This is a genomic window from Chryseobacterium sp. SN22, from assembly GCF_008329705.1.
In the GTDB taxonomy this organism is placed as follows: domain Bacteria; phylum Bacteroidota; class Bacteroidia; order Flavobacteriales; family Weeksellaceae; genus Chryseobacterium.
Genome location: NZ_VTSX01000001.1, coordinates 46166 through 71524 on the forward strand (window position 1 = coordinate 46166; position 25359 = coordinate 71524).

At 41.8% G+C, this 25359-nt stretch carries 25 protein-coding genes; 13 read left to right on the plus strand and 12 right to left on the minus strand.

Annotated elements, in window-relative coordinates:
* Positions 1–68: 68 nt before the first annotated feature.
* From FY557_RS00190 to FY557_RS00205, 4 genes are all read right to left on the minus strand, one after another.
* Complete coding sequence (locus tag FY557_RS00190) at positions 69–1661, minus strand: MFS transporter (RefSeq protein ID WP_149245282.1); 1593 nt, start codon at positions 1659–1661, stop codon at positions 69–71.
* Positions 1662–1759: 98 nt separating this feature from the next.
* Positions 1760–2875 (minus strand): HlyD family secretion protein, encoded by a 1116-nt coding sequence (locus FY557_RS00195; RefSeq protein ID WP_149245283.1) that lies wholly within the window; start codon positions 2873–2875, stop codon positions 1760–1762.
* Between the two features lie 17 nt (positions 2876–2892).
* Positions 2893–4203, minus strand: coding sequence for a TolC family protein (locus tag FY557_RS00200; RefSeq protein WP_149245284.1), 1311 nt, complete (start codon positions 4201–4203; stop codon positions 2893–2895).
* A gap of 89 nt (positions 4204–4292) precedes the next feature.
* A complete protein-coding gene (locus tag FY557_RS00205; RefSeq protein ID WP_149245285.1) occupies positions 4293–5138 on the minus strand; it encodes a helix-turn-helix domain-containing protein in 846 nt (281 codons plus the stop codon).
* Between the two features lie 70 nt (positions 5139–5208).
* On the opposite strand from FY557_RS00205, the gene FY557_RS00210 reads away from it, so the two are divergent.
* Positions 5209–5682 carry a DUF962 domain-containing protein gene (locus tag FY557_RS00210; RefSeq protein ID WP_149245286.1) on the plus strand — a complete coding sequence of 158 codons (474 nt, stop codon included), beginning with the start codon at positions 5209–5211 and terminating at the stop codon, positions 5680–5682.
* 52 nt (positions 5683–5734) lie between these two features.
* Here the strand turns inward: FY557_RS00210 and FY557_RS00215 are convergent, their stop codons facing one another.
* Positions 5735–6802, minus strand: coding sequence for a DUF2891 domain-containing protein (locus tag FY557_RS00215; RefSeq protein WP_149245287.1), 1068 nt, complete (start codon positions 6800–6802; stop codon positions 5735–5737).
* Positions 6803–6927: 125 nt separating this feature from the next.
* On the opposite strand from FY557_RS00215, the gene FY557_RS00220 reads away from it, so the two are divergent.
* Positions 6928–7764 (plus strand): DUF4349 domain-containing protein, encoded by an 837-nt coding sequence (locus tag FY557_RS00220; protein WP_149245288.1) that lies wholly within the window; start codon positions 6928–6930, stop codon positions 7762–7764.
* A gap of 372 nt (positions 7765–8136) precedes the next feature.
* On the opposite strand, the gene FY557_RS00225 is transcribed toward FY557_RS00220, so the two are convergent.
* The 3 genes from FY557_RS00225 to dnaA all read right to left on the minus strand — a co-directional run bounded on the left by FY557_RS00225 (position 8137) and on the right by dnaA (position 10861).
* On the minus strand, positions 8137–8835 hold the full coding sequence (locus FY557_RS00225; RefSeq protein ID WP_149245289.1) for an SAM-dependent methyltransferase: 699 nt from the start codon (positions 8833–8835) through the stop codon (positions 8137–8139).
* A 37-nt stretch (positions 8836–8872) separates the two neighbouring features.
* The gene (locus FY557_RS00230; protein WP_149245290.1) at positions 8873–9322 is read right to left on the minus strand and encodes a low molecular weight protein-tyrosine-phosphatase; all 450 of its coding nucleotides are present in this window, start codon (positions 9320–9322) and stop codon (positions 8873–8875) included.
* A gap of 84 nt (positions 9323–9406) precedes the next feature.
* Positions 9407–10861, minus strand: a complete 1455-nt coding sequence (dnaA, locus tag FY557_RS00235) for a chromosomal replication initiator protein DnaA (protein WP_149245291.1) — start codon at positions 10859–10861, stop codon at positions 9407–9409.
* Between the two features lie 137 nt (positions 10862–10998).
* Here dnaA and FY557_RS00240 point away from each other — a divergent pair, with 137 nt between their 5' ends.
* From FY557_RS00240 to FY557_RS00260, 5 genes are all read left to right on the plus strand, one after another.
* Positions 10999–11409 carry an acyl-CoA thioesterase gene (locus FY557_RS00240; RefSeq protein ID WP_149245292.1) on the plus strand — a complete coding sequence of 137 codons (411 nt, stop codon included), beginning with the start codon at positions 10999–11001 and terminating at the stop codon, positions 11407–11409.
* Between the two features lie 90 nt (positions 11410–11499).
* The gene (pheA, locus tag FY557_RS00245) at positions 11500–12348 is read left to right on the plus strand and encodes a prephenate dehydratase (RefSeq protein WP_149245293.1); all 849 of its coding nucleotides are present in this window, start codon (positions 11500–11502) and stop codon (positions 12346–12348) included.
* Positions 12349–12687: 339 nt separating this feature from the next.
* Positions 12688–13431, plus strand: a complete 744-nt coding sequence (locus tag FY557_RS00250) for a hypothetical protein (RefSeq protein ID WP_149245294.1) — start codon at positions 12688–12690, stop codon at positions 13429–13431.
* 133 nt (positions 13432–13564) lie between these two features.
* Positions 13565–15793, plus strand: a complete 2229-nt coding sequence (locus FY557_RS00255) for a DUF2339 domain-containing protein (RefSeq protein WP_228451653.1) — start codon at positions 13565–13567, stop codon at positions 15791–15793.
* Between the two features lie 118 nt (positions 15794–15911).
* Positions 15912–16349 (plus strand): hypothetical protein, encoded by a 438-nt coding sequence (locus FY557_RS00260; protein WP_149245295.1) that lies wholly within the window; start codon positions 15912–15914, stop codon positions 16347–16349.
* Between the two features lie 45 nt (positions 16350–16394).
* Here FY557_RS00260 and FY557_RS00265 read toward each other — a convergent pair whose 3' ends face one another.
* Positions 16395–17672: a replication-associated recombination protein A gene (locus FY557_RS00265; protein ID WP_149245296.1), complete on the minus strand. Its 1278-nt coding sequence runs from the start codon at positions 17670–17672 to the stop codon at positions 16395–16397.
* 188 nt (positions 17673–17860) lie between these two features.
* Here FY557_RS00265 and yidD point away from each other — a divergent pair, with 188 nt between their 5' ends.
* Together yidD and lgt are read left to right on the plus strand one after the other, a co-directional pair.
* Positions 17861–18103: a membrane protein insertion efficiency factor YidD gene (gene yidD / locus FY557_RS00270; RefSeq protein WP_149245297.1), complete on the plus strand. Its 243-nt coding sequence runs from the start codon at positions 17861–17863 to the stop codon at positions 18101–18103.
* A gap of 436 nt (positions 18104–18539) precedes the next feature.
* Entirely contained in the window at positions 18540–19406 is an 867-nt protein-coding gene (gene lgt / locus FY557_RS00275) for a prolipoprotein diacylglyceryl transferase (protein ID WP_228451663.1), read from the plus strand.
* Between the two features lie 130 nt (positions 19407–19536).
* Here the strand turns inward: lgt and FY557_RS00280 are convergent, their stop codons facing one another.
* Positions 19537–21051 (minus strand): NAD(P)H-hydrate dehydratase, encoded by a 1515-nt coding sequence (locus FY557_RS00280; RefSeq protein WP_149245298.1) that lies wholly within the window; start codon positions 21049–21051, stop codon positions 19537–19539.
* Positions 21052–21237: 186 nt separating this feature from the next.
* Between FY557_RS00280 and mscL the strand changes: the two genes are divergently transcribed.
* Entirely contained in the window at positions 21238–21627 is a 390-nt protein-coding gene (gene mscL, locus FY557_RS00285; RefSeq protein ID WP_149245299.1) for a large conductance mechanosensitive channel protein MscL, read from the plus strand.
* Positions 21628–21892: 265 nt separating this feature from the next.
* Here mscL and FY557_RS00290 read toward each other — a convergent pair whose 3' ends face one another.
* Positions 21893–22852, minus strand: coding sequence for a D-2-hydroxyacid dehydrogenase (locus FY557_RS00290; protein WP_149245300.1), 960 nt, complete (start codon positions 22850–22852; stop codon positions 21893–21895).
* A gap of 88 nt (positions 22853–22940) precedes the next feature.
* Entirely contained in the window at positions 22941–23351 is a 411-nt protein-coding gene (locus tag FY557_RS00295) for a phosphoheptose isomerase (RefSeq protein ID WP_146941924.1), read from the minus strand.
* Between the two features lie 616 nt (positions 23352–23967).
* Here FY557_RS00295 and FY557_RS19985 point away from each other — a divergent pair.
* The 3 genes from FY557_RS19985 (at position 23968) to FY557_RS00305 (ending at position 25356) form a co-directional block, all read left to right on the plus strand.
* Positions 23968–24132 carry a hypothetical protein gene (locus FY557_RS19985; protein ID WP_185151618.1) on the plus strand — a complete coding sequence of 55 codons (165 nt, stop codon included), beginning with the start codon at positions 23968–23970 and terminating at the stop codon, positions 24130–24132.
* Positions 24133–24364: 232 nt separating this feature from the next.
* Complete coding sequence (gene idi / locus FY557_RS00300) at positions 24365–24883, plus strand: isopentenyl-diphosphate Delta-isomerase (RefSeq protein WP_149245301.1); 519 nt, start codon at positions 24365–24367, stop codon at positions 24881–24883.
* Entirely contained in the window at positions 24880–25356 is a 477-nt protein-coding gene (locus tag FY557_RS00305; RefSeq protein ID WP_149245302.1) for a hypothetical protein, read from the plus strand. The genes idi and FY557_RS00305 overlap by 4 nt, the downstream gene beginning before the upstream one ends.
* Positions 25357–25359: the final 3 nt, after the last annotated feature.

Below are 25359 nucleotides of genomic sequence, written 5' to 3' on the forward strand. Positions count from 1 at the left end.
TTATCAAAAAAGAAGCCTTATTTTATCACTAAAATAAGGCTTCAGAGTAAATGAAAAACAAGGTTTCTTTATAATGCAGGTCCTGCTGCATCTTTTATTTCTTCCGATAATCTTTTTCTTTCCATCAGCCTTCTTCTGGCAATGACCGATTTTCCGCTCATGAGCCTTACAAAACGGGCGGAGATAAAACGTTCCCTGCCGAAATGGTGGGTAAGAACATACACCAGAATCCCGAAGCCTGCGACAACAATGTATCCGAAAATCTTTTTATTGGCAGCGATAATCGCATTCAGCTGTATGGTTTTAAGGTTGGCGGCTACATTCTGGGAAGTTACCGTCATGCCGTCCATATACACCGCAAGATCTCCCAGACTGACGATCTGGAACTGATACTGGAACCATGAAAATACTGCCGAAAATAAGCCAACCGTAAGGAAAGTCCGCCATACCAGGGCAAGTCCGATGGCCGCCAGCATATCATCCAGCTCCAGTTTATCCAGGGCATAGAACCAAACTGAAATAAACAAGGCCGTCATTCCGAAGCCTTTCAAAAACAACGGCAGGTACCAGTTGTCATAACTGAATTCCAGCACCATCGAAAAATACATGATGATTGAATATCCCAGCATCGCTGCGAATCCGGAAAAGATGTACATTTTTAAGGGCTTTTCTTTTTTAAACCAGAAAACGGCAATGGTTCCGGCCAGCAGAATTCCCGGGATCATCAGCAGATTGAGCCGGGCGTTGGTCAGCTGATCATACCCGAGAACACCAACTGCAAAAATATTCTGAATGGAGGCTGTGGCCATGAACATTCCGAGGCACAGCAGCATGAACAGGCCGTGAAGCACATTGTTTCTTGAAAAGATCTTAAAAGATAAATACGGTCTCTTCAAATGCGTCTGCCGGATCACCAGAAGGGCAAAGCTTACGAAAGCGGCAATACCCGCATTGATAATTTTTGTTGAATTCAGCCAGTCCTGCTGTTTCCCGAAGGCAAATACATAGGCTGAAAACATAAAGGTCGATACGAAGAGCAGAATGCTGAGCCAATCAATGTAATGCAGCGGAACCTTCAGTGCAAAATACCGGTTGTGCATAAAAATCCCCTGTAGCAAAGCCAATGCAAAACATAATACTGATACGATGATGAAAAACTGCTGCCAGTTGTATAAAATGGAAACCTCAACCGCCCAATATCCCGCCAGCTGGTTCACCATCAGAATAAAAGCATAGAATACGCCGTAAAACATTCCCCGGTTTCCGATCATCGCCATGACGGGTAAAAATAATTCGATGGAAACAATCATTTTACAGAACCCGATCAGCAGGGAGCTTCCGATAATCACCGACGGTTCCGAGGTCGTGGCATTAATGTAATTTAAAATCCCTAGAAGCATCAGGACAAAAGTGATTTTATCCCGGATCTTAAACCGCATTTTCAGCCTCATGACAATCGGCATCGCTGCGCCCATTCCAATAGTCGAAGCATAATTGGCCCATATATAATATTCCGAAAGCGCACCGGTTCCCCCCACCATATAGCTGATGTTCCCTGTATACACACCGCCCAACGGCATCACCACCGTCATTAACAGGACGATGAGTAAAAGCTGGACGGGTTTCGGTACCCAGTCGTGGTATAATCCTTTGTTGTACATAGTTTGTTAAAATTTGTTATACGCCGGAAGCTGGATGCAGGGAGCTGGGTATTCACATACTCTAAAAACTTCCGGCATCCTGCACCCATCACCCAGCCTTATTGTTTAATCTCAATATTCATGTTCATTCCGGCGCTCAGCTTATTGATTTCTTCTTTTTTATTGGAACCGGTAAATTCGATACGTACGGGGATCCGCTGCTGGACTTTGATAAAGTTTCCGGTGGAATTGTCTGTCGGAATGCTGGAGTACCGCGAACCGGTAGCAGCAGAAATGGCAGTGACCACCCCTTCAAACTGCTTTCCGCCCAGGGCATCGGCCGTCATCATCATTTTTTCACCGATTTTCACATTCGGCATCTGGCTTTCCAGGAAATTGGCCGTTACCCATTTCTGTCCGTTCAATACAATGGTAGCTACCTGCTGGCCGGGCTGGATCAGCTGCCCTTCGGAAATCGTTCTTCTTCCCATCACGCCGTCATAAGGAGCGGTGATGACGGTATATGAAAGGTTAATTTTCGTCATATCCAAAGCGGATTTTGTTCTTTTAATTTCAGCATCAATGATCCCGAACTTGCTCTTTACTTCTGTTGTAGAAAGATTGGCTGATCTTTTTTGATTAACTAAAGTTTCATAGGCCGCTTTTTGTGCATCATATTCGGTTTTCACCTGGTCATATTGCTGTCTGGTTACGGCTTCGGAAGCCAACAGGTTTTTGTAACGGTTTAAATTCTGTTCGGCATTCCAGAGGCGGGCTTTGGCACCGGCCATATTGGATTCCATCACATTTACGTTGCTGGAAATGGTGTTTACTGACGAATGGGTCGCCGCACGTTGGGCCAGGGCATTCTGATAAGCCGCTTCCGCCTGTCCGATCTGCGTTAGAATCTCACGGTCGTCGAGGATAACCAGCGTATCTCCTTTTTTTACCTTCTGGTGCTCGATAAATTTAATTTCCTTGATGTAAGCTGAAACCCGAGTGTTGATCGGGTTAATGAATTCCTCCACCTGGGCAGCTTCCGTATAGGTTTTATCGCCGATGTGGAAATATTGGGCGATCAGCCAATACAGGCCGAAACCGATCACGGCAAAAACGACGATGTTGGAAACAACTGCTTTTATTTTATTTTTCTTTCTTTCTTTTTTGTTCACCGCAGCTCCGGTTTTAGCGGGAGCCTGCTGTGTCGTTTGCGTATTTTGTTCCTTGTTTTCCATTGTTTTGAGTTTTAAAATTATAGAGTTCCGGTAGATTTCAGAAGATTGTAGTATTGGTACAGCATATTGATTTCAGCATTGGCATAATCCAGCTCCGACTGGAGTTTCTGGTTCTGGGCATCGATCATTTCCGCCTGCACTGCCAACTGGTTGAGGTATTTGGCTTCGGTAATCTTGTAGTTTTCTTCCGCCAGTTTTTTGGCCTCATCCAAAATTTCAGCCTGCTGGATCGATTCCTGGTATTTCACATAGGCCGCATTCACGGCCATATCAACATTCTGCTGCGTCAGCGTCAGGACCTCACCTGCCTGGTTTTTCTGAATTTCTCCAAGCTTTACCCTTTCTTTTGTTTTATACAGGTTGTCGATGTTATAGCTGATGGAAATCCCGGTCTGCCAGCCTCCGGAATACATATCCAGAACCGGATTCCTTGTGGTGATGGGCCGTTGGACCGAATATCCTCCAAAGCCTGCCACGGTAGGCATCTTATCCGTCTTAATGATATCGATGTTCTTATCGGCAACTTCAATGTTGGTTTTTGCTGATTTTAGTAACGGATTGGTTTCGTGGGCGAGGTTGAGATAATATGGCATTCCGATACCTGCCTCTTTGACCTGCAGGCTTTCCACAGGAACAATCTCGGTATCTTCCGGCAATCCCAGCGCCAGGTTTAAGTTATAATTAAGGATCTTTCTGTTATTGACCAACGTTAAAATCCCCTGGTCCAGATTCTTGATCGCCAGCTCACTACGGATCACTTCATTCCGCGTCACCATTCCCTGCTGATAGAATTTCTGAATATTTTTCAGCCGTTCCTGTGCAAGTTTTTTATTGTTCTGAAATACTTCCTGCTGGTTCAGGATCTTATAGACATCCAGGTAGTTGGAAATCACGAGGAATTTCACATCCTGTTTGTTCTTTTCCAGATCCAGCTCCGCAAGCTGTTCACGAAGTCCGGCCAGCTCAACCGACCTATTCACAAGGCCTCCTTTAAAGATCAGCTGGGTAGCCTGAACTGCGTATGAACTTCCGTAGTGCGGCATCGGGATATTGGTGGAATTGGAGAAATCTTTGTCGATGGCTACGGCATCGCCCAGATAAAACTGACTGGCAGAAGTAGTGATCGTAGGGAGCTTCTGAAGTTTTACGATGTTTTTGCTTTGTCTTGCAATGTCGATATTCTGTGCCGAAACTTTCAGTTGCTGATGATTCCGTACGGCGAGTTCGGCTGCCTCACCGGCGGTCATCTGTTTTATTTCCTGTGCAAAAAACAGCGCAGGAAATAGGGCTATCACAAGTGATAGCGCTGTTTTTATGTTCTTAACCATTTTACCTTGTTTTACGAATACAAAGGTAGGTAGGCAAAAAGCTCAAACAAATGTTTAAGAATTGGAAAAAGATGTTCAAATGTAAGATTTCAGCTATCGAACTGATTTCTGTACTGCGAAGGGCTTTCGCCCAGGTGTTTTTTAAAAAAATGGGAAAATGAGTACTGATCGCTGAATCCCAGCATGGAAGAAATCTCGGAAACAGGCTTTGTAGAGGAATTCAGCAACACTTTTGCCTCGTTCATGATGATCAGGGCAAGGATCTGGCTTGCAGACTTCCCGGTAATGTCCTTTACTACCGCCGAAAGATGTCTGGTTGTCATGGATTGCCGTTGGGCATAGAACTCCAGACTGCGCTGGGTGTGGTGATATCTGGCGATATCATTCAGGAAAATAAAAACAATTTCCTCCTGTCTCGACATCTGGCTCATGGAATTGCTGTCTTCCTTGGAAATAACGCCGGCCATCTGGTAACAGAACACGGAAAAAAGGTGTTCTACAATTTCTTTTTTATAAGTCATTTCGGTTTCCGAATTCAGGATGTATTTCAGGAAATTGACGCTTTTCCAGACCACTTCCATTTCAGCAGGCTCAAAAGGAACCCCAATGTTCATCTGCTGCCTGAAATAGCGGTAGGTAATCAGCCGGTTGAATTTTAACGACAGAGCAGAGATGAATTCCCTTTTGTAAGAGACCATTCTCGACTGGAAATCGTCACTTACGGAAATCATTTCGTATACCGTCTGCGGATCGGTTACCATAAACATATTGGCGGAAAGCTCAAGATCCCGGAAATGCTGCTTGAGCCTAATGGTTCCGGTTTTCACAAAGATAAAGGCCGGATTATCAGGCCGGAACGGCTTATCGACCGCAATACGTTCGAAAATATTGTGTTGCGTAAAAATCTCAACGCCGAATTTTTCCAGGACAGACATAAGACAAATGTAAGCAATCTCTTCAGCGATTGCAAAAATTTATTATTTTAGTGCTTTCCAAATTACTGATATGAGAAAGATCGATTTACTGTTTGCAGAATATGCCGAAAGCCACAGGAATGCTACCAATAAGCTGATCCACTGGATCTGTGTCCCGCTGATTTTCTGGACGATCCTTGGTTTTATTTCCGTTATCCCATCCAAGTCCATCGGCTTCCGGTACATCGGGGAAATCAGTTATGTAAGCTTGGCAGCCATCGCGCTGGTTACCCTGTTTTATATGCGGCTTTCCGTTTTAATCAGCGTAATCATGTTTCTGGCGATGATCCTGATGGAAAGTTTTGCCTACGGGGTTAACATCCGTTTTAGAGGAGATTCCTGGATGGTTTACCTTTCCGTATTCATTGCCACCTGGATTTTACAGTTCGTGGGCCATAAGATCGAAGGCAAGAAGCCCTCTTTCCTGAAAGACCTGCAGTTCCTTCTGGTAGGACCGATCTGGCTGCTGAGTTTTGTTCTGAAAAAGCTGGGAATCAGGTATTAAAACCGGATGTTGGAAGTTATCTTAATGATTTCAAATCATTTTTTTTCGTTTATCAGTTTTCCAAAGCATAAACGGCAAAACTGGCCAGCCAGTGGTCACCGCCGTAATTTCCCTGGAACAATAATGGCAACCCGTTGTCTAAGAACCGGACTGCCGTTTTCTCAAATTCACTTTTCAACGGATGGCTTGCGGGAAGCGATTTGGCTATTCCTTTCATGCACCACGCTCTGGTAAAGGACAGTCCGACCAGATGAACCGTCTGGTAATCTGAAAGATCGCTCACCACCGGAATTTTTTCAATATTTTCAAGGCTTCTTTTTTCATAAAATGTATTCAGCCATACAATGAATTCTTTCTGTGGCAGCACCCTTCGCATCAGGTCGGCAATTTCCAGGCTCGGCGAAAAGAAATCCGATCCGTCCGGCTCCAGGTACGCAGGGGTTTTGGAGTTGTGCAGATAAAAATATTTAGCCTTTTCAATCAGCTGATTTTCAAAATCCTTATCCCCGGTTGCCCGTGCCCAGTCCAGTGCAAAAACCATGGCAAATGCCGTGTTCGGGTGAACGCCTGTTCTGTTGGGATACGTCTGCTTCGGTAAAAAGGTTTTCCAGGAGCCCAGAATCTTATCGGTTAGCGGCTTCAGGTTCCGGTGCCAGATTTTTGCTTTCGGATGGTCCCAGGTAGCCAGTTCCTCGTCCAGCTTTAAGAGCCAGGCCCAGCCATAGGTTCTTTCAAAAGTTCCGGTCAACTGGTATTTGGTAAAATAATCGGCTTCGGTCTGAAGGTTTTCTTTTTTGAAAGAATTTTCAAGAATCGCTTCAATATCTTTCGCCACTGACAAATCGGGCTTTGTTTTCAGCAGACGCACCAGCATCCAGTGCCCGTGAACCGAGCTATGCCAGTCGAAACAGCCGTAAAAGCTTGGATGCAGGTCTTTCGGGCTTAAAGGAACTTCGTTTGCCGTATTAATAATATGCGCCGTTTTATTCGGATACTCCTGGTTGATGCAGTGCAAAGGCTTTTCGGATAATTTAACAGCCATGTCATCCGTAAGTTTCGGACCTTCCTGGGCAAACATCAGAAATGGAGCAAAAGTAAAGGCTAAAAGGTTTTTTTTCATGTAATAAAAATATAAAATTATTATCATATTTATCCCGGAACATCCGAATATTCATCATTTTTTAAAATTTATGCTTAGGATATTTTTTAAAGCATAATTTTTGATGGGATTGATAAAACTTAATTATGAAAAAATTATTTCTGTCCGTATGCTGCTTAGTTCTTATCAATTGTAAGAAAAGTGAACCTCAATCCTTAAATGCCAATCTCGTTGATGTTCTTCAGAATGATAAAGTAGATGCATCCATCAGATTTTCATCAGAAAAGACGATAAGTGAAAAGACAACTTCCATTTCAAGGAAAGTCATTAAGAACGGGGATATGAAAATCCAGGTTGCTGATATAAATAAGGTTCAGAGCCAAATCAGTACCTTTCTAAAAAATAACAAAGCATATATTCAGAAAGAAGAGTTTCAGAATAATGATCTTGATGAAAATCTGCATCTGATCATCAGAGTTCCGCACCAAAATTTCGATGCCCTGATCAATTCATTTTCGACCGGTGTCGGTTCCGTCCTTTCCAAAAATATATCGTCTGATGATGTCACTGAGGAATATACCGATGTCTCGATAAAGCTTGCCAACAAGAAAATTTATCTCGAAAAATACCGGGATATGCTGAAAAGCGCCAAAACAACAAAAGATATATTGGAAATCCAGGAAAATATCCGTGATCTGGAAGACGAAATCGATGTATCGGAAGGACGGTTACGGTTTATCGATGACCGTGTGAATTACAGTACCCTCAACCTGAACCTGTATAAAGAAAAAATAAGAAGCTCGGCGACATCAGGAATCGGTTTCGGAAGCCGATTCAGCGATTCCTTAACGGAAGGCTGGAACAGTTTCGTCGAATTCTTTTTGGGCATAATTTCGCTGTGGCCTTTTTTTCTGTTTATTCCGGTGGTGGTGTTTTCCTGGAGAAAATGGAGAAGTAGGAGAAAAAATAATTTAACGAATTAGTCTTAAAGAGCAGGGCCGAAAACTTTTCACATGCAGATTCTGCAGATTAATTTAATAGAATAAGTTTTCTATGGGATTTAAAATTAACACTTTAACAAGCTACGCTTTTAGAATAAAATTATTTTAAACAATAAAAATCTGCACCATCTGCAAAATCTGCGTGAGATTTATTTAACGCAAAGTCTTATTCCTCTAATGAATATAAAGAAGGAATCAGCAAGCTGATTAATAAAGCTTACGGGGCGCTTCGCGCAGCAAATTTATTTGTCATTGCCACCTGAAATCGGCGGTATGAAACTTCCATCTTTGCGTTGAAAAATTCCTCAAAAAAATCTGCGCCATCTGCAAAATCTGCGTGAGACTATGAAGACCTTATTTTCCCAGCACAAACACCGCCGGGATTTTATGAAGTTCAGTTTTTTGTTTCTGCCAGTCCTTAATCGTTTTGGTTTTGATAAATTCGTGTCCGGGATCGTTGATGTTCGCTGCGATGCAGAGTTGGGTATTCGGTGAAAGAAACTTTGTCAGGTCTTCGAAAAGCGCATTGTTACGGTAGGGCGTTTCCATAAAGATCTGGGAATACCCTGTCTTCTGAACCTGGCTTTCCAGTTGCAGGATCTGTTTTTTCTTTTCTCCTTTATCAATCGGAAGGTAGCCGTTGAAGGTAAACTCCTGGCCGTTGAAACCGCTGGAAATCAAAGCCAGAATGATGGATGACGGACCGGAAATCGGAATGACCCGGATGTTTTTTTCATGGCACCACTTCACCATCAGGTTCCCGGGATCGGCAATACATGGCAGACCCGCTTCGGAAAGCAATCCAAAATCCTGCCCTTTCAGCATCAGTTCCTGCGCTTCTTTAATATCGGCATTTTCCGTGTATTTATCCAGAAGAAAAAGCTTCAGATCAGATTGCTTTTTCTCCGGTGCAAAAAACTTAACTACCTTTCTTGCGGTTTTTTCGTTTTCCACAAAGAAGTAATCCGTCTGCATGATATAATCCTGAATCACAGGCGCAAAGTGGGTAATGGACGTGTTTTCCGAAAGATAGGCAGGAAGTAAAAAAAGCATATTGGAGTATTTTTAATTTAAATAAATTGATTTCTTGTTAAGATAAAACCTGTTCAGCCATCTTATTGCAGCCCGCTTCCAAAAGCTGGAAGACGTGCTCGAATTCATCGGCTCCGCCCCAGTACGGATCAGGAACTTCGGCATTTTCGTAGTCTCCCAAAACTTCCAGGAAAAGCGACACTTTCTGTCTCTGTTTTTCGGTTCTGGCTTTTGACACCACATCCGCCATCACATCGATATCCATGCAGTAGATTTTATCGAACTTTTCAAAATCCGCGGCCGTAATGGGTCTCGATCTCTGCTTTGAAATATCGATCCCGTGCATGGCAGCCGTTTCGATGGCTCTTTTATCGGGATGTTTGCCTTCGTGCAGAGAAATTGTTCCGGCAGAATCAATCAGGAAACTTGCAGGAACTTTTGTTTTCATAATTCCTTCGGCCAACGGGCTCCGGCAGATGTTCCCGAGGCAGACCATTAATATGTTCATTGTTCAAATTAATTAAGGTACAAAGCTAAATAAAAAATGAAGAATAAAATTATTCTCCATTTTCTATATTTATCATATGTATTCTTATTGTCTGATCCTTTCGCCCAGTTCTTTTACATATTTCTTGATCTCTTTATCGATCTTCGAAACATCCTTGATGGTATCGCAGGCATACATTACTGTTGAGTGGTCCTTCCCTCCCATTTCAGCACCGATCTTCGTGAAGGTGGAATTGGTAAGCTCTTTGGAAAAATACATTGCCAATTGTCTCGGAAGCGCAATTTCCCTTTTTCTTGTTTTGGATAAAAGCTGCTCTTTTTTGATCCCGAAATAATCGCAAACCACATCCTGAATGTAAGGAATATTGATGACCTTTTTCTGGACAGCGGCAATCTTGCTTATCGTTTCTTTTAATAAATCAAGACTAAGATCGGTCTTATATACGGTAGAATAAGCGATTACCGAATTGATGATCCCGATCAGCTCTCTTACGTTGGTCTTAGCTTCCGCCGCAAGGAAATCGAGCATATCATCAGGAAGAACGATTCCGTCCCTGCTTAATTTATCCACGATGATTTTCTTACGGGTAGAAATATCCGGGGATTTGATCTCTGCAGAAAGCCCCCACTTGAAACGGGAAACGATCCGGTCCTGAATGTCCATAATATCGGCCGGCGCCTTATCAGAAGTCAGGATAATCTGTTTTCCATTTTGATGCAGGTGGTCGAAAATATGGAAAAAGCTGTCCTGGGTCGCCGATTTTCCGGAAAGAAACTGGATATCATCGATGATCAGTACATCCACCATCTGGTAGAAATTCGCAAATTCCGTCTGCTTATGGGCTTTGGCTGCCGAAATAAACTGCTGGATGAATTTTTCGGAAGAAAGATACAGAACGATCTTGTCCGGGAACTGACTTTTCACTTCCAGACCTACGGCCTGCCCAAGGTGGGTTTTCCCTACTCCGTAACCTCCGTATAAAAATAACGGGTTGAAAGCGGTAGCTCCCGGTCTTTTGGCAATTGATCTCGCCACGGTCGCTGCAAATTTATTGCTTTCTCCTTCTATATAGTTATCAAAAGAAAAATCTGATTTCAGGTTGGAATTGATATTGACTTTCTTAATTCCCGGGACAACGAAAGGATTGACGATATTGGATGAAAAGCCTTGCGGCATCGTCTCCTGCACTTTCGGTGTAGGTGTATTTTTGCCTTTCATATTCATGGTAATCGGCTTATCCAGACCCGCAGGTTTGTTTTCGATTACTGAGTACCATAATTTCACTCCTTTTCCGATATTTTTTTTCAGGGCAGCAGAAAGAAGGGACAGGTAATTATCCTCTATATATTCCTTGTAAAAATCACTCGGCACTATCAGCGTAAGGTTATTGTCCACCAAAGAAAGCGGCTGCACCTTATCGAACAGCAGATCGAAAGATTTTTCAAGTTTTTTCAGGTCAGAACTATCTTCAGCTGCGTTGAGATTATCGCGCATGAACTGAAGGCACCTCTGCCATATCATCATTAAATTTTCATCCATAAATATGCCCCGATTAATTCTTTTGTTAGTACTCTTTTCAGAAGGACGACAAAGGTCCATAATTTTTATTTTAAAAAAAAATATTGTGCTTATTGATTATTTAAAAATATATTTGTATGTATAATCAAGCATAAAAAATGATACATACAACCCACTCATTAAGAGTACGTTACGGAGAAACAGACCCTATGAAATACGTTTACTACGGCAACTATGCGGAGTACCTTGAAATCGGGAGGGTAGAACTTTTCCGCAGCATCGGAATGTCGTATAATGAGATTGAAAATCAAGGAATTTGGCTGCCTGTTTCGGAGTATAAAATCAAGTACCTGAAGCCTGCTTTTTATGATGAAAAATTGGAAATTCATACCTATGTAAAAAAAATTCCGGGCGTCAGGATTGAGTTTGAGTACGAGATTTTTAACGAACAAAATATCAAGATTACGGAGGCCTCCACGACCCTGTTTTTTCTGGATGCCCGAACCAATAAAGTGGTAAAATGTCCCGATTACCTGATGAAGCTTATTGAAGCCCACTGGAATAAATAATTCCGGCCCGTTAATCATTTTCTTAATGGTAAGATATTTTCCATTACCCATTCAATATCTATTATTATATTATTAAAAAAAAGAATATACATGAAGATTGCATTTTTAGGTCCTTATGCCAGTTTTACCCAACTGGCCGCCAGCCAGCTTTTCCCCGGCAGAGAACTTTTGCCGCAGGCTAATATTTTAGATTGCTTCAACGCCGTTGAGCTTGGTGAAGCAGACCAAGCTGTAGTTCCGCTGGAAAATTCGATCGAAGGAACAGTTTCCATGACTCTGGATTACCTGTATAAAACTTCCGGCATCCGGATCGAAGCCGAAGCGGTGATGCCGATCGCCCACCATCTGATGGTGCATCCTGATTGTAATACTGAAAATCTGGAGAAAATTTATTCCCATCCTCAGGCACTGGCGCAAAGCTTTCATTTTCTGGATTCCCGGTTTAAAGAAGTTCCCAAACAGGAGTATTCCTCTACGGCAGCGGCTGCCAAACACATTTCCGAAAACCCGCACCGAAACCTGGCAGCAGTGGCCAACCAATTTGCGGCAGATTTGTACGGCTTAAAAATTATTCACCGGAACATCCAGGATATCGAACAGAACCATACAAGATTTATTATCATCTCAAAAAAGCATGAAGAATATACCAATGATGCCCTGGAAGTCTTAGGAGAAAAATCCGGACTGCTGATTACCCTTCCTGAAGATTATGCCGGAGGGCTTCACCAGGTACTTTCGGTTTTTGCCTGGCGTAAAATGAACCTCAGCAAGATCGAATCCCGGACTTTGAAAACAGGACTCGGAAATTACTTCTTTTTTATCAATGTCGTGGGCAGGTGGGAATCTGCTTTACATTATAATGCCCTTGAAGAACTGGCAGTCTTAGGTACTGACACCGGCTTTCTGGGAAATTATAAAGAATTCCTGTTAAAAAGCTGACAAATTTTTTATCAATAATGCAAATCCCTTCTTTTTCAGTTTTCGGTTAAAATAATTCAATTTTTTCTATAGAATCTGAAACTGTTGTTGAGTGTTATCAACAGCCCACAACCAGGGCCTGAGAAGAATATTTCTTTTTATATTTCTCTAATTATTGATAAAAAATATTTATTATAAATATTTTAATACAAAATCAATATATAAGCAATATTTTAATCTATAAACACAAAAAATTAGAAAAAATTTAATTTAAAATAGTATTTTGCATAATATTTGATGAAGTTTTTATGAAAAACTATCTGAGAATAAAGCTCTAACTAAAATTAAATTTTTATGAACATGAAAACTAAAATTTGCAGTGCCATTTTAGCTTTAATGGCACTTCCTTTTGCGGCCCAGAGCGGTGCGGTGGGTATTAATACTACGACCCCTCAGGCAACCCTGGATATCAACGGAAATTTAAAAATCAGACAGGCTCCTACAGCAGCAAGTACTACAGGATATCAGATCCTGGCCGTCAACCAGAACACCGGCGGTGATTTTGAAGTATCGCGGCTCAATCCTCAGCTTATCGCAGACCTGGCTACCCAGGGAGGAACTACCGGCGTAGCGGCATCCGTTTATTCTGCCCGGAAAACAGCAGGGGTGACTTTAGTATCTGCCACCGTTTTCCCAACCGGTTTCAGGTCGGTAAACTTCGTTAATGCAGAAAGAACGGTAGGATCTACGGCAGTATTTTCTGATGCGGACAATACGTATACCGTACCGAGTACAGGCGTTTACGCCATCGGGTTCTCTTTCCGTTATGGAACGGGGCTTCAGGCGACTTTGCTAGCCAATTCTCCGGGTGTAGGGATCGTAAGAACCAGAAACACAACATCTACGGTGATTGACAGCAGACCTTTCAGCGGAGCAAACCTGGTCGTCCTTAATTTAACGATTTCGGAAGGAAGTGTGAACTCATTGTATCCTTTGCAGGCGGGTGATAAGATCTCTTTCGGACTTACAGGATCTACCCTGCTGGATGCTACCATTCTGGGAACCAGTACGAGTTCTTTCTATATTTACAAAGTATCTAACTAAAAATCACCCTATTAAAGCAAATCTTATACCATCTAATTACTAACCGTGTTAATCACTATATCTTAATTTTAACTCATTATGCTTCCGTGTAATGGGTTAATTTTTTTTCACCGATCTAAACATTTGATTATATTTGATCACCCAACGATTTGAAATGACGTATGCAATCATCATCATCGCCGTACTGGCCATTTGTATTTTTAATAATTACAATGAAAGGCTTAAGAGGCTGGAACGGGAAATTGCCGAACTGAACCGGAGAATAAATGAAAAAGGCCTGCATCAGTCCCGGAGTCTGACAGAAGCTGCTGCCAACACTCCGGAAAATACCGAAGCCCATACAATCCCGGCACTTTCCGTATCGGAACCGATTACGGATCCATTGCCGCACGAACAGAAAAAAGACCGGCTTGCACCGGTATTTGAATTTTTAAAACAGAACGTCCTTACGATTATTGGAATTTTTACCCTGGTATTGGGAATCGGCTATTTTGTAAAATATGCCATCGACAAAAACTGGATCGGTGAAGCCCCGCGGGTGGGCATCGGATTCCTTGCCGGAGCAATCATTATGGGTACCGGCCATATCCTGAGGAGAAATTATGCCGCTTTTGCATCCATCATTACAGGAGGCGGAATTGCAGTCCTGTATTTTACCATTACCATTGCTTTCCGGGAATATGAGCTTTTTTCGCAAGCTGCTGCTTTTATGATCACCTGCAGCATTACCTTAGTGTGTATTTTGCTTTCAAATTATTATAAAAGTGAAATCCTGAATCTTTTTTCCCTTTTTGGAGGGTTTCTTGCACCTCTGATGATCAGCACCGGGGAAAGCAACTATCTTTTCCTGTTTACTTATCTTACCGTTTTAAATACCGGAATGCTGGCTGTTGTTTTCCTGAAAAACTGGAAAAGCGCAGGCTGGGTCTCCTTTATCTTTACAACCATTTACCTTGCCTACTGGACGATAGAACAGACGGAAATGCTTAATGTCTATTTTTATATTATTACCTATATCATTTTCTACCTCTTTGTCCTTCAGAAATATTTTAAGAAAAGCATTCTGCTTCCGTATGACATCCTGATGCTTGTATTGATTAATTTTACAGGTATTATCGGCCCGGTTTATATTTTTGAAACTTTGCAGTACGAACCGGTTATCATTTTTCCCATTGTTTTTGCTTTGTTGAACCTCAGTTTACTTTACCGGGAATATGTTTCCGGGAAATTCGGGATCAATTATTCCGTTTTTGCAGGAATAACGGTGAGCCTTTTTACTATTGCCGTTGCCTTACAGTTTAAGACACATTTAATTACAAGTGTATGGGCAATTGAGGCCACCCTGCTGCTTTTCATCTGGAAAAAGAGCAGTCTCAATATCTTTAAACTTTGCTTTTATATTCTGTTTCCGTTAGTGATCATCGCACAGCTGGTTACCTGGACCGAATATATTAATGCCAGGGATCTCCACATGGTCTTCAACCCGGTTTTTCTGACCAGTGCCGTAACAGTAGTTACGACATTCGCCAACTTAATTCTGCTGAGAAAATGGTCCGGCAGTACGGATGAAACCAGCAGTTTCTTCGAAAACCTCTTTACGGTAGTAAGCTACGGCGTTATTTATATAGCCCTTCTGCTGGAACTCCTGTATCATATCTCGGCAAAGCCATGGATCGTCATCTTCAGTACCGCAATTTTGTACAGCATATTATTTATTTTCATCATTCTCTTATTCAGAAAAAAACTCGAAATCAACAAAATCCTGGAAATAGCCCTCGTGTATATATTTTGTGCATTGATTATAGGCAATACATTAATTTCCGGTTCCGGAATCGTTTCCCATTATTTAATGGGAAAATTATCCCTTGCTTTTTATACTACTTACCTGCTCTATTGGATTCCGTTTATCATTGTACTGGCATCCGTTTTACCGAAATCGCAGTTTTTAAAGATAAAACTTTCACATTGGTGGGCCTCGCTTGCCTTTATTGTTGCGGTGAGCGGTGAATTGTATAACCTGTATGTCCTGTCAAATGCCCGCAACATTTCAGAAGTCGCTTTTCTTACCAGACATTTCAGCCTTTTGTACCTTCCGATTATATGGGCAGTCCTTGCAAGCCTGTTCCTTTACAAAGGACTAAAAAGCGAAGCGGCAGAATATAACAAAATAGGCTTTATACTTATCGCAATTATGATCTTCAAGCTCTATGCTTATGATGTCTGGAAAATGGATAATGTATCAAGAATTATCGCCTTTATTATTCTGGGAATCATTTTGCTGCTGAGTTCATTCCTTTTTCAACGGGTCAAGAAAATCATCAGAAACATGGTGGAAAAAAAAGAGGAAAATACCAATTCTTAAAATACAGAAAATTAAACCCATTTAATTAATCCTTATCCTTTTATAAAATTTTATTTACATTTTATAAAAAATAACTATATTTATCACGTTTTTAATCGTTACTTATTCCTAAACCATTATGAAAAAATTATTCTACTCTTTTTTGTTACTGTCTTCGGCAACGCTGTTTGCCCAGAAGAACTCATCGACACGATTTGCAGTGGCCAACGATATCGTAGGAACGGTAGATATGTTCAGTACAAATCTTAAAAGCTACGTACAGAGTACACGTACCTTCAAATCTGCAGCAGAACTCCCTCAAAATCTGAAAAAGTTTAATGCGATTGCAGAAAACGGACTGGTAGAATACAAACTGAAATCCGGATTCGGTACTTTGGACAGACTGCCTCTGTCTGATCTTAATGCCCAATACAACCTGGCAAAAAATACACCGGTCCTGATCGACGGATATGAATTTGCCAATACTGATACGCTGATCTACGGAAACTTATTAAGTAACGTTCAGGTGATCGATAATAAAGGAAGCAAGACGGTGTCCGTAACTACTAAAAAATAATTTTTCCGGTCATATTTAAGCAAAGGATACTCAGCCGAGTATCCTTTAATATTTACCGTTCCATTTCTTTTTCAGTTCCTCACTGATTTTCTTTTCGGTCGCATTATTCCCTGGTTCATAAAGTTTGGCATCCTTAATTTCTTCCGGTAAAAAGGTCTGGTCTACAAAGTTACCTTCGTAGGAATGGGCGTATTTGTATTCCTTTCCGTAATCAAGGTCTTTCATCAGCTTAGTGGGTGCATTTCTAAGATGCAGCGGTACCGGAAGGTTCCCGGTTTTCTTTACCAAAGCCAATGCTTCATTAATCGCCATATAGGTAGAATTACTTTTCGGGGAAACCGCCAGATAAACAGCGGTTTCGCTGAGAATAATCCGCGCCTCGGGATTTCCGATGACATTGACTGCCTGGAAACAGTTATTCGCGATAACCAGCGCATTCGGATTGGCCAGCCCGATGTCTTCCGATGCCAGGATCAGCATTCTTCTGGCAATAAATTTAATGTCTTCGCCACCGGCCAGCATTCTTGCGAGCCAGTACACTGCACCGTTGGGGTCGCTTCCCCGCATCGATTTGATGAAAGCCGAAATAATATCGTAATGCTGCTCACCGTTCTTATCGTAAAGTGCCATAGTCTCCTGCAAAACTTCCAGCACGTCCTCATTTTTAATTTCCTTTTTTTCGGAGTTCTTAAACTGGTTCAGCACCAGCTCTATGGAATTGATCAGCTTCCGCGCATCACCTCCCGAATACTGGATGAACGCTTCTTTCTCAACGATTTTAAAAGAAGTATTCTCATCCCGGTTGTATCTTTCAGAAGCGGTATCAATCAGTTCCTCCAGCTTTTCATAAGTCAGTGCCTTTAAAACATACACCTGACTTCTGGAAAGCAATGCTGAAACCACTTCAAAGCTCGGGTTTTCCGTGGTGGCCCCGATCAGAACGATCCAGCCTTTTTCTACCGCGTGAAGCAGGGAATCCTGCTGGGATTTGTTGAACCGGTGAATTTCATCAATGAACAGAATCGGAGATTTCCCCGAAAAAAGGTTTTGCTTCTTTGCATCCTCGATTACATCACGAACATCTTTCACACCGGAAGAAACCGCCGAAAGCTTATAAAACTTTCGTCCCGAGTTTTCAGAAATGATTTCAGCCAGCGTGGTTTTTCCTGTACCCGGCGGCCCCCAGAAGATCAGGGAATTCAGGGAATTATTCTGCATCATCTTCCTGATGGTCCCTCTTTCACCCGTAAGATGCTCCTGCCCCAGAACATCATCCAGTGTTTTAGGTCTCAGTTTTTCGGCTAATGGAATATTTTGATTCAATATTTTAAGATTTAAGTATAATTAAGTTAAGAGCAACGTTCAAACCAATAAAAATTTCCCGGATTTTTCTCCTGGGATAAGTGAATCTGCGAACACCGGAATTTCTCCGATGAACAGCCCTCTGCTGCTCTGAAAGTTCTAACAAATTTAAACTAATTTTCAATTTTTTACCCTATTTTTGCATTGTTTTGAAACTTACATTCAATAAAATAGTCACTTTTCCTCTGGTAATCTTCATCAGGTTTTACCAATGGTTTATTTCGCCGCTGCTTCCCAAAAACTGCCGTTATGAGCCGACGTGCTCCCACTATATGGTAAAGGCTTTGCAGGTTCACGGGATTTTCAAAGGATTCTGGCTGGGTGTAAAAAGAATTTCAAGATGCCACCCGTGGGGCGGAAGCGGCTACGATCCGGTGCCGCCGAAAAAGTAAAATTTAAATAAAACAAACTATTAAAAAAATAGCAATGAGCAATATTTTTCTCAGAATGTATCTCGTCATTTTTGCGCTGATCACTCAATGTCTTTTTGCGCAGAATTATCCCGACGGCCTGTCCGACGGCACCTTACACATTAATTCCGCCAATGTTCCCGTTAAGATCTATTCTACCACGGAAGTACAGGATCTTAACGAATTTGCAGATAAACCGATTAAAGAAAATGTATTGGTTATCTTCAATGAATCCAACTTCGAACCGGCTTATGTGAATTACAGCACGGCAACTTTAGCCAAATATAAAATGGTCCATTACCAGTTCTTGGATAAAAATTTTCAACTGATCGATACACCGGCAACCAGCGAAAACATCGGAACATTTAAATATGCCGTTAAAACCCCGAAGCCAATCTCGGATGCCGACCAGGTAAGCCTGGATACGCCTTTCAAAATCTGGAATCCTTCGAAAGGCATCCAGTTGGGGCCGGTAACCCTGCATTTTTACAGCCTGATGTTTATTTTTGCCTTCGGTTTCGGCTATGTGCTGATGAGCAGGATTTTCAAGATCGATAACGTCAACCAGAAATACCTGGAACCGCTGTTCACATGGACCCTGATCGGAACGATTCTGGGAGCGAGAATGGGACACGTAATTTTTTACCAGCCGGAGCTTTTTAAGGAAGATTTCTGGAGTGTATTTTTGCCGATCAGTACTAAAAACGGATTGAAATTCACCGGATTTTCCGGATTGGCAAGCCATGGGGCAACCATTGCACTGATCCTGACCACACTGTATTATTCATTTAAAATCATTAAAAAGAATCCGTTCTGGGTGTACGACCGTTTGGGGATCGTGGTTTCCCTGGGCGGGGCATTTGTAAGATTGGGAAACTTCTTCAACTCGGAAATTATCGGGAAGCCCGCTGATCCGAATTCCCCTTTTGCCCTGCTTTTCCCGCAGCAGAGCAGTGAATATGGCGTAACGGTTCCGCGGTATCCTTCTCAGCTTTTTGAAGCTTTCGGTTACGTCTGTCTTTTTGTACTGTTGTGGATCCTGTACAGAAAAACCAACAAAAAATACCAGCAGGGATGGCTGTTCGGATTGTTCTTCATTATACTTTGGGCCATCAGGTTCTTTGTTGAGTTCCTGAAAGAACCTCAGGGTGACGAATTCATCCAGTTCGGAGGACTTAATACCGGGCAGATCTTATCCATTCCTTTCATGATTGCCGGGGTCATTATTATGATTGTTTCTAAAAAATTCAGAATTACCCAGGCAGAAAACGAAAAACCGGAGTAACGAAATAAATTCAAAATAAAAAAGGCAGGTTTGTATTACAGACTTGCCTTTTTTTTATTGATTCCCTGTTACCAATCAGTAGAATGAGCTACAGCCCATTCCTATTGATATTTGCAATTACCAGTAATCATTACAATGCTTTTACCACCAGACTGTTCAATTCCGTAAAGACATTTCCGAATTCATGGATAACATCGGTTGGGAGCATTGATTCTTTAGAGTATTTTTCCGAAGCAAATTCTGCGGCCCGGCCATGAAACCAGACCCCTAAAATGGCTGCTTCCTCCTGGGTATAATTCTGTGCGGAAAATGAGGTGATGATGCCCGTTAAAATATCCCCGCTTCCGCCTTTTGCCAGCCCTGAATTTCCTGTAACGTTGTAGAATACTTTTCCTTCAGGGGTTATCACCTGCGTGCGGTGATCCTTTAAAACAATATACAGGTGATGTTCTTTGGCTTTGGCTTTTCCCAGCTCTACCCGTTCGAAAGAATTTCCCGTAGCTCCGAACAGCCTTTCAAATTCTTTGGGATGAGGCGTAATGATTGATCCTTTCGGGATCAGCTGTATATTTTCGGGATCCTGTGAAATCATATTAAGTGCATCGGCATCTAAAGTCAAAGGCTTTTCATGTTCTTTTAAAAAGGTAATAAAGGCCTTTATAGTTTCTTTATCGGTTCCCAGGCCTGGCCCGGCTCCGTAAACAGCCTGCTTATCCGTTTGAATATGATTAATAAACTCTGTTCCGCCTTCGATGAACATGGCTTCCGGATTGGAGGTCTGTAAAATCTCATAGCCACATTTCGGCGCAAGGGTAAAGGTAAGCCCGGCTCCGGTTTTCAGTGCTGCTTTTGTTGATAAAACCGCTGCTCCCATTTTGCCGTAGCTTCCTCCGACAATCACCACTTTCCCGTAAGTACCTTTATGCGAAAATTCCTGCCTTGGCCTGAAGATCTTCTTAACGGCTTTATCATTGATTACAAAATTATCCGTTTCCGTTTCTTCAATGTAATCTTCGCTGATATTAATATTTAAAATTTTTACTTTTCCGGCATATTTTCCGGTTTCAGGATGAAGGAACGTTTTTTTCCAAAGCTGAAAGCTTAAGGTATAATCGGCTTTAAAGATAGAGGCACCTTCAGGAGAGACCGAATCGGCAAAAAGCCCGGACGGAAGGTCGATGGAAATCTTTAGGTTGGCCGTTCCATTTAACAATTCGATCAGGTCTTTAAATTCGCCTTCCAGCGGTCTTGACAGTCCGGTTCCGAAAAGTGCATCAATAATGATGGTCCTGCTGTCGAAACGGTAATCTGCTGCTTCTTTAAATTCTCTTACCGAAATCCCCGAAATTTCCTTCAACTCCCTGAAGTTGCTCTGGGCATCCGAAGAAAATTTAGCCTTTGAATTGGTAAAAACATCAATATCAAACCCTTTCTGATACAACATCCTGGCAATAGCAAAGCCATCGCCGCCGTTGTTCCCGGTGCCACAGAAAATGGCAAAATTCCGATGGTTTTTACAATTTTCGGAGATCCAGTGGACGCAGGCTTCCGCGGCCCGTTCCATGAGCTGTATGGAAAGAACAGGTTCATGTTCGACCGTGTACCGGTCTCCCTTTTGAATTTGCTCTGCTGTAAAGATTTTCATATTTGAATGCTATTAGTGTTTCCTCAGCAATTTACGAAAACTAATGCTAATAAAAAATTGCCCTATGACAGGAATGGCAATACTTTTTTATAATTAATCGCAAAAATTTATAGCCGGAATCAAAGGATTAATTTTTTTTTGTACCTTATTCCTCTGTTTGTCTATAATAATAAACTAAAATACGTTATGGGATTTGTAAAAGAATTTAAAGAATTTGCCTTCAAGGGAAATGTCCTTGACCTTGCCGTTGGAGTGATTATCGGAGCAGCATTCAGTGCGATTGTGAAATCATTTGTGGATGATATTATTACGCCTCTGCTGTTAAATCCGGCTCTGGAGAAAGCCAATGTAAAAAACATTGCCGAACTTTCCTGGAACGGCGTGAAATACGGAAGTTTCCTGTCCTCAGTAATCAGCTTTTTTATCGTTGCCCTGGTTCTGTTTGTTCTGATTACAACCATCAATAAACTGAAAAGAAAACCGGAGCCGGTACCGGTGGTTCCTGCAGGACCTACGGAGGATCAGAAACTCCTGGCAGAAATCCGTGACCTGCTGAAAAGCAAAAACGGCTTGTAAATAATACGTCTATACTTTTTATTAACCACAATAGTCACAAAAGATATTGATGTTGTATAAGAAAGTTAGGCACCGGATGATAAAGAAAGCACATCCATTGGTGATCAACCGATAATAAGCGGTATAAAAATCCCCCTCTCTCGGAAGGGTGTCAAAAACTCTGAATTTTTGACGGAGCGGTATCTGGATTCAGTTAGTTTAACCTGTATAAATAACAAAGCACTTCATCTGAAGTGCTTTGTTATTTATTTCAATATTGAATTTGTTACTGAATCTGTAAGATGCTGGAAATCTGTTCTGCCAGCGAAAGCCCGATCCGGTCCTGGGCTTCCAGGGTAGCAGCCCCTGTGTGCGGGGTCATGGATATTTTCGGATGGGTAAGGATTTCTTTGGAAGGTGTCGGCTCGTTGATAAAAACGTCAAGTCCTGCAAACTTCACCTTCCCCGAATCCAAAGCTTCAATCAGGGCCGCTTCATCGATAACTCCGCCTCTGGAGCAGTTTACGATCGCCACGCCATCCTTCATGATTTCAAATTCATTTTTGCCGATCATGTATCCGTCTTTCTGTGCCGGAACGTGAAGCGTAATAAAGTCCGAATGTTTCAGCACGTCCTGAAGCGGTTCCGTTTCGATATCTACATTGATGAACTGGTTATTATAAAATTTCACCTTAATGCTTGCTCTTCCGACGTTGCTGTCGGCAGCGATAACCCGCATTCCAAGACCTAAGGCAATCTTGGCAACCTCCTGCCCGATCCGCCCCATTCCTACAATTCCGATGGTTTTTCCTTTCAGTTCGATTCCTCCGGAATAAGCTTTCTTAAGACCCGCAAATTCGGTATCGCCTGTCACCGGCATTTTTCTGTTGGAGTCCTGTAAAAATCTTGCTCCTGAAAACAGGTGGGCAAAAACCAGCTCGGCTACGGATTCGGAAGAAGCCGAAGGCGTATTGATGACATGAATTCCCTTTTCCCTGGCGTAGTCCACATCAATATTATCCATTCCTACTCCGCCTCTGCCGATGATCTCGATCGAAGGGCAGCTATCAATAAGGTCTTTACGTACCTGCGTAGCGCTGCGCACTAAAATCGTACGGATCTTGTGTTCGTTAATATAATCCACCAATTGCTCCTGCGGGACTTTTGTTGTAATAACTTCAAAACCTTTCTCCGTTAACGCATCAATCCCGGACTGATCCAAGCCGTCGTTTGCTAAAACTTTCATAAAACTTTTTATTGATTTAATAATTGAAAAAATTAAAGATTAATTGTGCTTCCGCAATATTTAATCGTTTAATCTTACGGTAATTTTTTTATTCCTCTTCTTCTTTGAATACCTCAATCGTTACCTGCTTTTCCACAAGATCGGTGAATCTGCCTTTGTACCGGGTAGCCCTTACCAAATGGTTGTCGATCCAGTGGTAGTTCCCTCCCCTCGGTTTTCCGCATAATACGCTGTGGTATTTAAAACCGTGCTTATCCAGCCAGTCAATGGTAATCTGCTTAAGGTTTTCGGTTCTTGAAGTGAAGAAACAGATCTGGTGGCCTTCATCGTACCATTTGTTGATGGTTTCCAGGGCATCCGGAAAAGGCTCACAGGTCACCATTCTTTCGGGTTCTTCGTTGGGAACGTCTTCGGTAATGGTCCCGTCGATATCAATTAAATAATTTTTTACGCCGTCCTTCAGAATCGGACTCAAGTGATCTATGTATTCTAATTCCATCGTGAAAATTTGAATCACAAAGTTAGGGTTTTTACTGTAAAAAGGCTTGTTAATCTTGCTTTATATTAAATTTTCACTTAAAAAACATTTATTTCATAAATAATATCGGCAATCATTCTGCTTTTGAAAATTTTATCTCATTTTTTTTACACGATTATAAAAAAGCTTATGCAGCCGTTTAATATGGTATTTATGTGAAACCCAAAAATAGAATTACCTATGAGAATTCATCCGCTAGCCATCGTAATTTGTTATTATTTTTCGTGCAACAAAAACAATAAAAAGGAAGAAACAGTCTTGAAAAGTTCTGACACTATATTGATTACGCTGCCTGAAAAATAACTCAGGTTGAAGAAATCAAAGAACAGCCAAAAACAGAAATATACCGTTAATCACCGGATCCAAAGATACTCCCGGGATTATCAATGCGGATGATGTTGCAAAACTCCCAGAACCCCTAAAAGCAATTGCTGCTTTATACAGCGGACTCGGAGAATCGAGCTGCGAAGAAGGCAATTGCGGACTTACAACTGCTCCGGGTCCCGGAAAACAGGGTTCGCAGGCTCAAAAAGACCTGGTGAAAAAGTGGTTTCAGAAAGATGCAGCAGCAGAATAGTTGATTAAGCAGGATTTTTACCAGATGCCGGATTCTTCTTCCAATTTTTCGGATTTTCAATCCCTGGTTTTCGAACAGAAAGGAGATACGGTAATAGTGAAGTATAATTTAATGACTTACAGCCACGGAGAAATCGACTATATCAAAGAACCGATTCGTCATTAAAGGAAATACGATAGAAACCCTTCACCGCAATATCTGGAAAGATGTGAAGTAATTTTTATTTAACCATTTACAATAAGCTGTTTACTGTCCGGTAAACAGCTTTTCATTGAAACAGAGTAAGATCGATCAGCAACGCTGCCTTCGCCCAATCAATATAGCTCCTGCCATTCAAAAACCATGATGTTTTACCAAAAATTTCCAAAATACATTTATTACACTTACATTTGTAGAAATGGAAGAATTCGTAGTTTTAGTGAATCCCGAAGATGAAGTTCTTGGCCTTATGGAAAAGCAGCAGGCCCATGTTAACGGCCTTTTGCACCGTGCCTTTTCCGTTTTTTTATTCAACCGGAAAGGCGAAATGCTGCTTCAGAAAAGGGCTTCCGGCAAATACCATTCCCCGCTGAAATGGACCAACGCTGTCTGTTCGCATCCCAGAATGGAGGAAACCTATCTGGAAGGGGCGATAAGAAGGCTAAAAGAAGAACTTGGCATTGATGCGGAACTGACGGAAAAATTCATTTTCATCTATAAAGCCGACGTCGGCAACGGGCTTTGGGAACATGAACTCGACCATGTTTTTACCGGTATCTTTGAAGACGAATTTCTGTTAAATACCGACGAAGTGGAGGAAGTCCGCTACGTTTCCATGGAAGACCTGGATCAGGAGATGGCCGGACAGCCGGAACATTTTACGGAATGGTTCAAGATCATCCTGGAAGAATACAAACACCATTTTTCAAACCGATGAAAAGATTAATTGCAGCCATGTTGCTTTTTACAGGATCGCTGGTATTTTCCCAGTCGGTTCCTACGAAAGTCTATGAACAGGAGAACTATTCCGTCACTCTGCCGGAGGGATGGAAAGTAACGGATGACAGTAACATCATCAATATCTTCCCAGGCAACGAAGTAGGTGCCATTACCATTTCAGAATACCATGGCCTGAATCTCCCGAAAACGGAAACCAAAAAATTTATTTTGGCCCTCTACAAATCTGCGGACGACGAAAGCAAAATCAAATCCAGAAGCGGAAAAAAAGGCTACACCGAATACCGGTACGAGTATTTTGATGAAAAAGAAAAACTCTTCTGGATTACCAAAGTTCTTCAGAAAGACAAAGACCTGTTTCTGGTGACCATCAACTGCAGACAGAAATACTGGAACGGAAATTACATGAAGCTTTTCAACGAAGCTTTCGACAGTTTTACAATAAAGAAATAAAAT

What these genes read in the sequence shown, in the direction of transcription:
- FY557_RS00190 (WP_149245282.1), bottom strand. Translation starts at nt 1,661, where the DNA reads ATGTACAACAAAGGATTATACCACGACTGGGTACCGAAACCCGTCCAG.
- FY557_RS00195 (WP_149245283.1), bottom strand. Translation starts at nt 2,875, where the DNA reads ATGGAAAACAAGGAACAAAATACGCAAACGACACAGCAGGCTCCCGCT.
- FY557_RS00200 (WP_149245284.1), bottom strand. Translation starts at nt 4,203, where the DNA reads ATGGTTAAGAACATAAAAACAGCGCTATCACTTGTGATAGCCCTATTT.
- FY557_RS00205 (WP_149245285.1), bottom strand. Translation starts at nt 5,138, where the DNA reads ATGTCTGTCCTGGAAAAATTCGGCGTTGAGATTTTTACGCAACACAAT.
- FY557_RS00210 (WP_149245286.1), top strand. Translation starts at nt 5,209, where the DNA reads ATGAGAAAGATCGATTTACTGTTTGCAGAATATGCCGAAAGCCACAGG.
- FY557_RS00215 (WP_149245287.1), bottom strand. Translation starts at nt 6,802, where the DNA reads ATGAAAAAAAACCTTTTAGCCTTTACTTTTGCTCCATTTCTGATGTTT.
- FY557_RS00220 (WP_149245288.1), top strand. Translation starts at nt 6,928, where the DNA reads ATGAAAAAATTATTTCTGTCCGTATGCTGCTTAGTTCTTATCAATTGT.
- FY557_RS00225 (WP_149245289.1), bottom strand. Translation starts at nt 8,835, where the DNA reads ATGCTTTTTTTACTTCCTGCCTATCTTTCGGAAAACACGTCCATTACC.
- FY557_RS00230 (WP_149245290.1), bottom strand. Translation starts at nt 9,322, where the DNA reads ATGAACATATTAATGGTCTGCCTCGGGAACATCTGCCGGAGCCCGTTG.
- dnaA (WP_149245291.1), bottom strand. Translation starts at nt 10,861, where the DNA reads ATGGATGAAAATTTAATGATGATATGGCAGAGGTGCCTTCAGTTCATG.
- FY557_RS00240 (WP_149245292.1), top strand. Translation starts at nt 10,999, where the DNA reads ATGATACATACAACCCACTCATTAAGAGTACGTTACGGAGAAACAGAC.
- pheA (WP_149245293.1), top strand. Translation starts at nt 11,500, where the DNA reads ATGAAGATTGCATTTTTAGGTCCTTATGCCAGTTTTACCCAACTGGCC.
- FY557_RS00250 (WP_149245294.1), top strand. Translation starts at nt 12,688, where the DNA reads ATGAAAACTAAAATTTGCAGTGCCATTTTAGCTTTAATGGCACTTCCT.
- FY557_RS00260 (WP_149245295.1), top strand. Translation starts at nt 15,912, where the DNA reads ATGAAAAAATTATTCTACTCTTTTTTGTTACTGTCTTCGGCAACGCTG.
- FY557_RS00280 (WP_149245298.1), bottom strand. Translation starts at nt 21,051, where the DNA reads ATGAAAATCTTTACAGCAGAGCAAATTCAAAAGGGAGACCGGTACACG.
- mscL (WP_149245299.1), top strand. Translation starts at nt 21,238, where the DNA reads ATGGGATTTGTAAAAGAATTTAAAGAATTTGCCTTCAAGGGAAATGTC.
- FY557_RS00290 (WP_149245300.1), bottom strand. Translation starts at nt 22,852, where the DNA reads ATGAAAGTTTTAGCAAACGACGGCTTGGATCAGTCCGGGATTGATGCG.
- FY557_RS00295 (WP_146941924.1), bottom strand. Translation starts at nt 23,351, where the DNA reads ATGGAATTAGAATACATAGATCACTTGAGTCCGATTCTGAAGGACGGC.
- idi (WP_149245301.1), top strand. Translation starts at nt 24,365, where the DNA reads ATGGAAGAATTCGTAGTTTTAGTGAATCCCGAAGATGAAGTTCTTGGC.
- FY557_RS00305 (WP_149245302.1), top strand. Translation starts at nt 24,880, where the DNA reads ATGAAAAGATTAATTGCAGCCATGTTGCTTTTTACAGGATCGCTGGTA.